This window comes from Paraburkholderia sp. TE9906 (assembly GCF_056279605.1).
Map to the genome: position 1 here is coordinate 170395 of NZ_JBWCCT010000008.1, position 12265 is coordinate 182659.

Sequence of the window (12265 nt, forward strand, 5' to 3'; positions counted from 1 at the left end):
ACCGCTTCCGTTTTTGCTGAGCGCCCCCAAACCTGACGCTTCGCGCCAGGCCCCCCGAGGGGGCAATCCCCAAGGGGACTTCCTTCGGGGCGGAAAACTTGGGAGCGGCCCGGCGTTTTCTTGTGAAGGGATCGATGAGGTTCGCTCAACCGATCGTCATCAAATTCGCATTGCCGCCTGCTGCTGCCGTATTCACGCTGACCGAGCGTTCCGTCAACAGACGCTCGAGCGCGTAATCCTCTTCACCGCTTTCGAGCGCCCGCGCCGCGACGCCCTGCACCGAGACGATCGGCCCCGGACGTTTCGCGACTTCCTTCACCAGCGCCAGCAGTTCGTCGCTGTCGCCTTCGAACAGCACGGCATCGAACGGCGTGTCGGCGCTCTTCTTGACGCTCGCGTACGACTTCAGCGACGCGGGCAGTTGCGACACCAATTGTTCACCCGCCGCGCCTTCGAACAGCGCACGATTTCCCGTAGCCAGCGCGGCGGCAAACTGCACGCGCGCACCGCTCGCCGTCGACGCGACACACAGCACCGTGCCGCGCGCGCCCAACGTGTAGGTATTGCGCTCGCCGGTGGGCCCCGACAACACTGCGGTCGCGCCCGCCGGCACATGCGACAGATAACCATCGCAGCGCGCGGCCAGTTGCGGCTGGCGTTCTGCGATCAGCCAGTCACGCAGCGCGGTCAATGCAGCGGACGGATTGTCGCCGTTTGCGGCGGCTTGCGGTACCTCCGCGACCAACGCCTTCGCGAGCGACTTCGGCAAACCCGCCGGACGCGTGGCGAGCAATCGCTGCAGATACAGCGCGCCCCCCGCTTTCGGACCCGTGCCCGACAGACCTTCACCGCCGAACGGCTGCACACCCACCACCGCACCGATCACGTTGCGGTTCACGTAGATGTTGCCGACGTGCGCGCGGCTGATCACATGAGCGATCGTTTCATCGATCCGCGTATGGATGCCGAGCGTCAGGCCATAGCCGGTCGTGCGGATCTGTTCGAGTAGCTTGTCGAGCTGGCTTCGGCGATAACGCACCACGTGCAGCACCGGGCCGAACACTTCGCGCTTCAGTTCGTCGATGCTATCGAGTTCGATCAGCGTCGGCGGCACGAAGGTGCCTTGTGCGCAACCTTCCGGCATCGGCAGTTGTTCGACCTTGCGGCCTTTCTCACGCATCGCCGCGACGTGCGCATCGATGCCGCGTTTCGCGTCGAGGTCGATCACAGGGCCAACGTCGATCGACAGGCGATCCGGATTGCCCACCGCCAGTTCACGCATCGCACCCGTCAGCATTTCGAGCGTGCGATCCGCGACGTCGTCTTGCAGACAAAGAACGCGCAGCGCGGAACACCGTTGACCGGCGGAGTCGAATGACGATTGCAGCACGTCCGCGACCACCTGTTCGGCGAGCGCCGACGAGTCGACGATCATCGCATTCTGGCCGCCGGTTTCGGCGATCAGCGGAATCGGTTTGCCGTCCGGATCGAGCCGGTTCGACAGCGTCTTGTTGATCAGGCGCGCGACTTCGGTCGAGCCGGTGAACATCACCGCACGAGTGCGCGGGTCGGCCACCAACGCCGCGCCGACCGTTTCGCCATCGCCCGGCAGCAGTTGCACCGCGCCCGCCGGCACGCCGGCTTCGCGCAGAATCCGCACGGCTTGCGCGGCGATCAGCGGCGTTTGTTCAGCAGGTTTCGCGAGCACGGTGTTGCCGGCTGCGAGCGCCGCCGCCACCTGGCCCATGAAAATCGCCAGCGGGAAATTCCACGGGCTGATACAGACCACAGGCCCCAGCGGACGGTGCGTGTCGTTCGAGAACTCGTCGCGGATCTGCGTGGAGTAGTAGCGCAGGAAGTCGATCGCCTCGCGGATTTCCGCGACCGCGTTCGCCAACGACTTGCCGGCTTCACGCACCACCAGGCCCATCAGCGTGTGCATCTGCGCTTCGAGCAGATCGGCGGCACGCGCAAGGCAATCGGCCCGTGCGTCGACGGGCGTGGCTTGCCAGATCGGCGCCGCGGCCACTGCATGCGCGAGCGCGGCGCTCACGTGCTCCCGCGTCGCTTCGACGACCGTGCCGACCAGGTCGCGCTGGTCCGCCGGGTTGCGCACGTCGCGTGCCACACCACCGGTAGCCACGGCGATCTCGTTGTCTTCGAGCATCGGCGCGGCGCGCCACGGATGATGCGCGCTCGCCAGCAACGCCGACGACAACGATGCGAGGCGATGCTCGTTCGACAGATCGAGGCCCATCGAATTGAGGCGCTCGGCGCCGTACAGATTGCGCGGCAGCGGAATCTTCGCGTGCGGCGCGCCGAGCGGCACGATCTTCGACGCTTCGTCGACCGGGTCGGCGATCAGATCCTTGATCGCGACGTTTTCATCGGCGATGCGGTTCACGAACGACGTGTTCGCGCCGTTTTCCAGCAGACGGCGCACGAGGTACGCGAGCAGCGTCTCATGCGTGCCGACCGGCGCGTAGACGCGGCACGGACGGTTCAACTTGCCAGCGGACAGCGGGCCGGTCACTTCCTCGTACAGCGGCTCGCCCATGCCGTGCAGGCACTGGAACTCGTACTGGCCGGGGTAATAGTTGTTGCCCGCGAGGTGATAGATCGCCGACAGCGTGTGCGCGTTGTGCGTGGCGAACTGCGGATAAACCGCGTCGGGTGCGCCGAGCAGCTTCTTCGCGCACGCGAGATACGACACGTCCGTGTAGATCTTGCGCGTGTAGACCGGATAGCCTTCGAGACCGTCCACTTGCGCGCGCTTGATTTCGGTGTCCCAGTACGCGCCCTTCACGAGGCGCACCATGATGCGGTGACGGCTGCGGCGCGCCAGATCGATGATGTATTCGATCACGAACGGGCAGCGCTTCTGATAAGCCTGCACCACGAAGCCGATACCGTTCCAGCCGGCCAGCTCCGGATCGAAGCACAGCGCTTCGAGTAGGTCGAGCGAGATTTCGAGGCGGTCGGCTTCTTCGGCGTCGATGTTCAGGCCGATGTCGTAGCGGCGCGCGAGGATCGCGAGCGAGCGCACGCGCGGCAGCAGTTCGCTCATCGTGCGTTCCTGCTGCGAGCGCGAGTAGCGTGCATGCAGCGCCGAGAGCTTGATCGAGATGCCCGGGCCTTCGTAGATGCCACGGCCGCCGGCGGCCTTGCCGATCGCGTGGATCGCCTGTTCGTACGACGCGTAGTAACGCTGCGCGTCGGCTTCGGTGGTGGCCGCTTCGCCAAGCATGTCGTACGAGTAGCGGAAGCCGCGCGCTTCGTATTTGCGGCTGTTGGCAAGCGCCTCGGAGATGTTCTCGCCGGTGACGAACTGCTCGCCCATCAGGCGCATCGCCATGTCGACGCCCTTGCGGATCAGCGGCTCGCCGCCCTTGCCGATCAAACGCGTCAGCGCCGACGACAGACTCGTTTCGCTATTGGTCGTCACCAGCTTGCCGGTGATCATCAAGCCCCAGGTGGCGGCATTGACGAACAGCGACGGCGCCTGGCCGACGTGCGATTTCCAGTCGCCCTTGCTGATCTTGTCGCGGATCAGCGCGTCGCGGGTTGCGCGATCGGGAATACGCAGCAGCGCTTCGGCGAGGCACATCAGTGCCACGCCTTCCTGGCTCGACAGCGAGAATTCGTGGATCAGTCCTTCGACGCCGCCGCCCTTGCTCTTGGTGCGCAGCGTTTCGACCAGTTTGCCGGCCATCGCCTGCACGTCGCCCGCGAGATTGGCCGGCAAGCGCGCCTGACCCAGCAGGAACGGCACGCACTCCGGCTCCGGACGACGGTATGCGGCCGTGATCGCCGCGCGCAGCACCGATTGCGGTTGCACGTTTTGCGCGAATTCGAGGAACGGATGCGACGCACCGTCTTCCTCCTGTTCGACCGCCGCGCCGTCGGCCAGATCGGCCGAACCGCTAGCGCCCGACAATTCAGGCGGCAGCTGGCCGTGCTCGATTTTCTCGAGATACGCGAAGATCGCCTGCTTGATCAGCCAGTGCGGAGTGCGTTCGAGGCGGGTGGCGGCATCTTTCAGCCGGGAACGCAGGAGGTCGTCGACCTTGACGCCAAGGGTGGTGCTAGCCATGTTTCCTTCTTCGGATACCAGATGAATGCCTGGTGAAAGACTAAAAGTTGGGCGAATCGTACGCCTCCAAATAAAAAGGTGCAACCAATTCCACAGAAAGGTTGCACCCTAATGAAAGCCTTATGTGACAGGGGTTTCCGGCCGACGGTGCCACTCGCGCCGACCCCGGTTGCGCTCAGTACTTTCCCTGGCGTGATTCTTTTTGCATTTGCCCTTATCAAATGATCCGGCGCGCCGTTATAGAGACATAGCGCGCGGCCTGAGGGCACGCAAAAAACGATACGGGGTTTTTGAGGACTGGCGAAATGGAAAAGTGGCTGGTGGTATTGGGCATCTGGGCGATGTGCGCGGCCTGCGCGGTGCTGTTCATTCGTGGCGCGACGGCGGGGTCGAGCAAGCGCGTCGCCTCGAAGGCAGGCGCGCGCGCGGCATCGCACGTACCTTCGGGAGATACGCGAGCCGCTTTGAACGACTGAGTCGCACGCGCGGCGTGCCGGGCTACTGAGTGGAAAAGCGGTGCTTGCCGCCGCTGAACGTGGATTGGCGAGCTTGCGTCGCAGAGGGTCGCGCTGAAGACAAGGTCGACTCGTGCGTCAGGCGTTTGAGGAAGTGCCGCGGTTCGCCGCGGAGCGTGGGTCGGCGAGCATGCGTCGCCGGGTTCAATCTCGACAACGAGGTCGACGCACGCGTCAACGCGACGGGCGCGGCTCGAACTGCGCGCAGACATCGCCCGGCGAAACCAGCTGGTCATGGCGGCGGCACAGGCGGCTATCCGCGACGCTCGCGCCGAACCCCGAACTGAACACCGCGAGTCCCGGAATGCTTTGCTCGAGCGAATGCCGATCCTCGGCGCGGTGCCGACAGTCGGCGCAGCGCGGCGCGCACGCCGGCTGGTGCGCGTCCGCGGTCCTGTCGATGCGCTCGCCCCGGTGTGTCACGAGCCTCACCCGAGACTGTTCCAGTACGCCGCGAACACATGCGCGGACAGCACGTAGCCGATGACGATATTGACCACCACTCCCGCAGTGAACGCGAGGAACGGCTTCAGGCCGGTCGCCGAGAGCGAACGCAGGCGCGTCGTCAGGCCGATGCTGAGGAAACAGAACGTGAACGCCCAGGTGCGCAATATGGTGATCGGCGCGACGAACTCGGGTGTGACGATCTTGCGGTAATCGGCCAGCGAATAGTGACTGGCGATCCACGTCACCAACGCGGACGCGATGACAAAGCCAATCACGAATTTCGGAAAACGCGCCCAGATCTCGCCCGCATTCGGCATCGCTTTGACACCGCTATCCTGCGACTCCCAGCGCGTCGTCGCGACGATCGCCAGCACGAACGCCCAGATGCCGATCCAGATATCGCGGCCCACCACCTTCATCAGCGTGAACGCCTGCAGCGACGCCTCCGGCGCGCCGGCAATCGCGCCGCCCGCGTGCTTCGCGAAGTCGCCGTAGGCCTGTGCGGCGGCGATGCCGGCGGCGTCGGCGAATTCGGAGGTGCCGATCCACGCACCCGCGACCGCGGTGGATAGCCCGAGCGAGCGCGACGCGAACGGCAACACGAAGATCATCACGATCGCCCACAGCACCACCAGCGTAATCGCCACCGACGCCTGTTCGCGCTTGGCCCGCACCGCGCCGGCAATCGCGATCGCCGCCGACACGCCGCACACCGCGCCGCCCACGCCGAGCACCGCGGCGAAGCGCCGGTCGAGTCCGAACGCTCTGGCGGCAAAGAAGATTACGAAGAACGTCACGAGCGACACGATGGTCGCCTGCGCGACCGCCACCGGTCCGGCCCACACCAGAAGCGTGAACGGCAGCGTCGCGCCGAGCAGCACGATGCCGACCTTGATGTAAAACTCGACCCGCAAGCCCGCCGAAAACCAGTCGGGCAAGGTGAACAGATTCGAGATCAGCAAGCCGAGCGCGAGCGCCACCAACGGCGGCTCCAGGTTGTACTTCGACGCGTTGACCCACGCGCCCAGCGTAAAGATCAGCGCCGAGGCGATGAAGAGAATCAGGAACGCCGCAAGGAATGCGCCGACACGCTGCTTCAGCAGCGCGAGACTTGCGCCGAACAGCAGCGCGAACACGATGAACAACGCGACGTAGTTCGGCAGATGCGTGCCGAGGTCCTGCGCAGCCTGGCCGATGCTCGACCATTTGGCCGGCGCGACCGCCAGCCACTTGATGCTGCTGCCCGACGCGAACAGCGCCCAGGCAATCACGATCACGAGCAGGCCGACCCACACGGCCAGCCAGTCTTCTGTCAGCAGGAGTCCGCCGCCGTGCGTGCCCTGGCGCCTGGCTGGCGTCGCGCCGCTCGGCACGGTCTGGTTGGTGTCGCTCATCACAATGCCCCGAGGAAGTTGAGGTGCATCGGCGCGGGAATATTGGAGTTTTGCCTGAATGTGCGCCGATTCGGCGAATATAGGCGAGCGGCGTCCCAAAACGAAACGACCATTCGCTCTATGAATATGACCTGAAGAAGTAATGCGGGCCGCCGGCTGGCGGCCGGCGTCAGATGTCGAGGGGATCGACTTCGAGATTCCAGCGCAGCACGCCTTTCAGGCCGCGCAGCAGCGGTTGCCACGCGCGCAGCGTGGCCTGCAGTGCGGCGCGCGACGCGCTTTCGATCAACAGTTGCGCGCGATGCACGTGCATCACCTTGACGATGGTCAGCGGCACGGCGTCGTACACGGTCACGCGCTCGGCGGCCGGGATGCCGGTCAGCTCCGCGGCGGCCTGCTGCAGAAAGGCGAGCGCGGCCTCCAGCGTACGACCCTCGGCGCGCAGCAACGCCTGATAGACGAACGGCGGCAGGTGCGCGTCGCGCCGCTCGGCCAGCGTCGAGTTGGCGAAACCGACGTAGTCGTGGCGGCCCAGCGCGTGGTACAGCGCGTGGCGCGGATAGCGCGTCTGCACGAGCACTTCGCCGGGCAGACCGGCTCGGCCCGCCCGGCCGCTCACCTGTATCAATTGCGCGAACAGGCGCTCACTCGCGCGGAAATCGTGGGAGAACAGCGCGGTGTCGGCATTGAGCACGCCGACCAGCGACACGCGCTGGAAGTCGTGCCCCTTCGCGATCATCTGCGTGCCGACGAGAATGTCGACCTCGCCCGCGTGGACATCGGAGAACAGCGCCTGCGCGCTGCCTTTGCGGCGCGTGCTGTCCGCATCGATGCGCAGCACGCGGGCGCCGGGCACCGCGCTCGCCAGCGTTTCCTCGACGCGCTGCGTGCCGCGCCCCATCGGCGCGATGTCGACGTTGCCGCACTCCGGACAGGAGCGCGGAATGCGCGACTCCCAACCGCAGTGGTGACAGCGCAGCGCGCGCTCCGGCTTGTGCAGGACGACGTAGGCGCTGCAGCGCGGACAGCCCGCCACCCAGCCGCACGCATCGCAGGCGAGTTGGGGCGCGTAGCCACGGCGGTTCAGGAACACGAGGCTCTGCTCGCCACGCTCGAGCCGCGCCCTGAGCGCGGCAATCAGCGGGCCCGACAAGCCTTCCACCGACGCTCGCCCGCGCCGGCGCTCCTCTTCGAGATCGATCAGCCTGACGGTGGGCAACACGGCGTCGGCTACGGCCCGGCGCGACAAGGTGAGCCGTTTGTAGCGCCCCTGATCGGCCTGCCACCAGCTTTCGAGCGACGGCGTCGCCGAACCGAGCACGACCGGCAGGCCCAGTTGCTTCGCCCGATAAATCGCCAGATCGCGCGCCGAATAGCGCAAACCTTCCTGCTGCTTGTAGGCCGGATCGTGCTCCTCATCGACGACGATGATCGCGAGCTTCGGCAGCGACGCCAGCACCGCGAGGCGCGTACCGAGCACGATGCGCGCGCGCCCGGTATGCGCGGCGAACCAGTGGCGGGCGCGTTCACCTTCCGCGAGGCCGCTGTGCAGCGTCACGATCGACGTGCCGTTTAGCGCGGCGAAGCGCGCGCGGAAAGCCGCCTCGAATTGCGGCGTCAGATTGATTTCCGGCACGAGGACAAGCGCCTGGGCGTCAGGCTTCGCGGCAAGAATCTCGGCGAGCGCGCGTAGATACACCTCGGTCTTGCCACTGCCCGTCACGCCGTGGAGGAGGAACGGAGCAAAGCCGTCCGCGTCACGAATCGCTTCGACGGCGGCCGTCTGCTCGTTCGTGAGCGTGGGGAGCACGGGCGCAGGCGCGGCGGGCGACGCAGGCGCGGCCTGCACTTCGGCGGCCTCGATGATGTCGAGCGCCACCCAACCCTGCGCTTGCCACGCTTCGAGGTTCGCAAGCGCTTTGGGGTGGAGCGCGCGAGCGTCGGCGCTCAGCAGGAAGTCGGCGTGGGCGAGCGACTGCGCGAGTTTTCGCAAGGCGCTCGCGCGAGCAGGCAGAGCGTCGGGCAGTGCGGCCCGGCCTTCAGGCGTGAGGCTGTAGCGCGCCTCCGGTGCGAACAGGCGCGACCAGCGCGACGCATCGCGTAACGCTTGCGGCAACGCGGGCAACGCTACCTCCCCGAGACCGCGCTGGTAGTAGTCCGCGGCGAAGGCGCTCAGCTTCAACCATTCCGCCGACACCGGCGGGCACGCGGTGCATATGCTGCTGACCGAGCGCAGGCGGTTCGCCGGCACGTCGCTGTGAGTGGTCACTTCGCAGACGAGCCCGACCACATGCCGCTTGCCGAATGGCACGCTGACGAGCATGCCCGGCGCGACGGCTTCAGATGCGTCGTAACGGTAGTCGAACAGGGTCGGCAGCGGATGGTCCAGCGCGACGCGGACGAAGACCTCGCTCACGCGGCAGCACGGCGTGGGAGTGCTGCCGCGACGTGATGCCACCTCGCCGCGCACATTGGACAAGCAGAGAGCCGATCGAAGTTAAAGTAAAACTTCAATAACAGTGCTAAGTTTTGGATTCCGCTGAACAATTGCAATCGATCCGCTGGCCTGTGGATAACTTTGTTGAGAACTTCGCCCGGATGGGCCGCGAGCCGCGCTGCTAGGGCCTTCTGTGGGGTACCGCACATTTCGTCGAAAACCCGTCAAAGCCTTGCCTGACAAGGGTTAGATCAAATGCGCAGGCACTGTGCAAGGGTCAGGACACGACGAAAGCTTCTACTGCGCCGCAGCGTGGCAAATGTGCATAAGTCAAGTCTTGACAATCACGAGACCGCCATGCGACGGCCCATGGACAGCAATTTCCCCCTTAGGCCCAGAGCCCACTTCGCTGCATCGCAACAAAAATGGTAACGATTACGGCCTCACGTTAGTGCATGTGCGCCGCCGCGAATCGCGCGGCTGTGACGATGCACTTCGTCGACCAGTTCGGCGACGTTTTCCGGCGGCGTGAACTGCGAGATACCGTGCCCCAGATTGAAGACGTGGCCCGGATGATTGCCAAAACTGTCGAGCACCGCACGCGCTTCCATGCGAATCGCAGCCGGCGGCGCAAACAGCACCGAAGGGTCGATATTGCCTTGGAGCGCGACCTTGCCGCCCACGCGCTCGCGGGCTTTGCTCAGGTTCACGGTCCAGTCGAGACCGACTGCATCCACACCGGTCTCGGCGATCTCATCGAGCCACAGACCGCCGCCCTTCGTGAAGGTGATGACCGGCACTTTCTCGCCGTCGTGGTCGCGCTTCAAGCGGCTCACCACCTGCTGGATGTATTGCAGCGAAAAGCGTTGATACACGCCGTCCGCCAGCGCCCCGCCCCACGTGTCGAAAATCATCACGGCTTGCGCGCCGGCTTCGATCTGCGCGTTCAGGTAGGCGGCGACCGAGCGTGCGTTGACGTCGAGAATCCGATGCATCAGATCCGGACGTGCGTAAAGCATCGACTTGACGGTGCGGAAGTCCGCCGACCCGCCGCCTTCGACCATGTAGCAGGCCAGAGTCCACGGGCTGCCCGAAAAACCGATCAGCGGCACGCGCTGGCGGCCTTGCGCGTCCGTGAGCGCGGTCCGAATTTCGCGAACGGCGTCGGTCACATAGCGCAGCGTGGCGTCGATGTCCGGTACCGCGAGGCGAGCGACGTCGTCTTCCGTGCGCACCGGGTGGGCGAATTTCGGCCCCTCGCCGGTGACGAACTCCAGTCCGAGACCCATGGCGTCGGGCACGGTCAGGATGTCGGAGAACAGGATCGCGGCGTCGAGCGGATAACGATCGAGCGGCTGAAGGGTGACTTCCGTCGCGAACGCCGGACTTTTTGCAAGCCCAAGGAAACTGCCCGCGCGACCCCGCGTGGCGTTGTATTCCGGCAGGTAGCGACCAGCCTGCCGCATCAGCCAGATCGGCGTGTAGTCGGTCGGCTGGCGCAGCAGCGCGCGCAGGAAGGTGTCGTTCAGGAGTTTATGGGCCACGTTTCGTACGACTGAGGGCAAAGGGGCATTTTACCGGAGCGCGCTCGCGCCATCGCGCCCGATGCGACCAATAACTGTCCGGCTGGACAGTGGCGACAGTTTTCCGTAGCCGCCTGCCGCATGTCACCCTGGCTGAATGGCCGATGTTCAAGCCAGCTTCGCCGGGCTACTATCGGACCGTCTTATCAGACAATTACATACATAAAACCAGGAGACTCGATGAACAAGCTAGTACTTGCCGTCCTCGGCGGCGTCGCCGGTATTTTGATGCACGCAGGTGTGGCCGGCGCGCAAACCAGTAGCGCTGCGCCGTCCCGGCTCGACGAGATTGTCAGCCGCGGCACGCTGCGCGCCTGCACGACCGGTGACTACAAACCCTATTCGTTCTACAAAGGGGACGGCCAGTTCGAAGGCATCGACATCGACATGACGGAGTCGCTCGCCAAATCGCTCGGCGTGAAGGCGGAGTTCGTCAAAACGACATGGTCGAACCTGATGAACGACTTTGTCGCGAAATGCGATATCGGTGTGGGTGGGGTGTCGCCGACGCTCGAGCGGCAAAAGCGCGCGTTCTTCACGCAGGCTTACATGATCGACGGCAAGACGCCCATCGTGCGCTGCGACGACGTCAGCAAGTATCAGACTGTCGCGCAAATCGACCAGCCGTCGACCCGCGTGATCGTCAATCCGGGCGGCACCAACGAGCGTTTCGCGAAGCAGTACTTTGCGCAGGCGAACCTGACCGTCTATCCGGACAACGTGACGATTTTCAAGCAGATCCTCGCGGGGAAGGCCGACGTGATGGTGACGGACGCGTCGGAAACCTTGTTGCAGCAGAAGCTGAATCCCGGTCTTTGCTCCGTGCATCCGGACAAACCGTTCCAGTATGGTGAGAAAGCCTGGCTGCTGCCGCGCGGCGATGTAGCTGTCCAGCAGTACGTCGACCAGTGGCTGCACCTTGCGCGGGCGACTGGCGAATATCAGGCCATTTCGGATAAATGGTTGAAATGAAGCAGCACTCGGCCCCGCTTTGATGCGTGAATCAGCAATATAGGCGACCAGCCAGTACCAATTGGTTCTGGTGGCGGCCACGATCGTGTAACGAAGTTGGCCCGATTTAAGCAAATTCTTAACAACGACGCGAAATTCTTAATTTCGTGTATTGGCCCCTTAGGACCGATTCAAAAAGACTGAAGTGTTGCAAAGCAACACTTCAGTCCCGGTTTTATGTACTAAATTTCCTGCGTCCTGAGACCACCTGTAACACGGGAGATTTTTCCCGTAAAAGGTGCGTATGCAACCATTTCATGCGGAATCGACTGAACATTTGCGCCGCAATATGCGACACGAATAGCATCAATCATGCGTATGAAATTGCGAGCCAGTCATAAGTAAAAATTACGTTTCGAACGCTCCGAACTGGCAATTAATCCCGTAGCGCCTTATCTGGCGGGCGTTACAACCTGAAACACTTTGTTACCGCGCCGCTAGAGTAATTCGCCCACAATGCCTCAACGGTTTCAACACGGATGTGGCTGGGTGCATGGTGTGAGCGGATACGATGCACTTGCCGGTCGGCCTATGCCGAAGCCCTGAGAAGGGGCATCCCTGCTGGGGTCGTAGCCGGCGCAGGGTCGCCGTCTCAGTTGCTCCAACTTTGGTCTCCTCGCGCTAACCCCGTAGCGTGTGGTTTTTAGCGGGCTCCAGGCCCGCTTTTTTTTCGTCTGGCCAAACGTTTGCGCGTAATCCATTGCTCCGGCTTTGCTTCTATTGGAGAGGGGTTCGCGAATCTCATCAAACGGTTCTGGCTTTTCTTCGCGCCGCACGGGGTTTGC

The 12265-nt window shown here is 64.2% G+C and carries 7 protein-coding genes; 2 read left to right on the forward strand and 5 right to left on the reverse strand.

Translation table 11 applies throughout. The features are described from left to right. Positions 1 to 145 precede the first annotated feature (145 nt). Positions 146 to 4093: a trifunctional transcriptional regulator/proline dehydrogenase/L-glutamate gamma-semialdehyde dehydrogenase gene (gene putA / locus ACZ9H4_RS22725; protein WP_408152750.1), complete on the reverse strand. Its 3948-nt coding sequence runs from the start codon at positions 4091 to 4093 to the stop codon at positions 146 to 148. Positions 4094 to 4398: 305 nt separating this feature from the next. On the opposite strand from putA, the gene ACZ9H4_RS22730 reads away from it, so the two are divergent. Continuing rightward, a complete protein-coding gene (locus ACZ9H4_RS22730) occupies positions 4399 to 4569 on the forward strand; it encodes a hypothetical protein (protein ID WP_476120983.1) in 171 nt (56 codons plus the stop codon). Between the two features lie 213 nt (positions 4570 to 4782). Here the strand turns inward: ACZ9H4_RS22730 and ACZ9H4_RS22735 are convergent, their stop codons facing one another. The 4 genes from ACZ9H4_RS22735 to hemE form a co-directional block, all read right to left on the reverse strand. Next, complete coding sequence (locus ACZ9H4_RS22735) at positions 4783 to 5031, reverse strand: hypothetical protein (RefSeq protein ID WP_476120985.1); 249 nt, start codon at positions 5029 to 5031, stop codon at positions 4783 to 4785. A 5-nt stretch (positions 5032 to 5036) separates the two neighbouring features. Then, positions 5037 to 6449 carry a YeiH family protein gene (locus ACZ9H4_RS22740; RefSeq protein ID WP_476120987.1) on the reverse strand — a complete coding sequence of 471 codons (1413 nt, stop codon included), beginning with the start codon at positions 6447 to 6449 and terminating at the stop codon, positions 5037 to 5039. A 169-nt stretch (positions 6450 to 6618) separates the two neighbouring features. Next, entirely contained in the window at positions 6619 to 8865 is a 2247-nt protein-coding gene (locus ACZ9H4_RS22745; protein WP_476120989.1) for a primosomal protein N', read from the reverse strand. A gap of 464 nt (positions 8866 to 9329) precedes the next feature. Further along, the gene (gene hemE, locus ACZ9H4_RS22750; protein WP_408323199.1) at positions 9330 to 10430 is read right to left on the reverse strand and encodes a uroporphyrinogen decarboxylase; all 1101 of its coding nucleotides are present in this window, start codon (positions 10428 to 10430) and stop codon (positions 9330 to 9332) included. A 219-nt stretch (positions 10431 to 10649) separates the two neighbouring features. Between hemE and ACZ9H4_RS22755 the strand changes: the two genes are divergently transcribed. Beyond that, entirely contained in the window at positions 10650 to 11441 is a 792-nt protein-coding gene (locus ACZ9H4_RS22755) for a transporter substrate-binding domain-containing protein (RefSeq protein ID WP_476120991.1), read from the forward strand. Positions 11442 to 12265 lie beyond the last annotated feature (824 nt).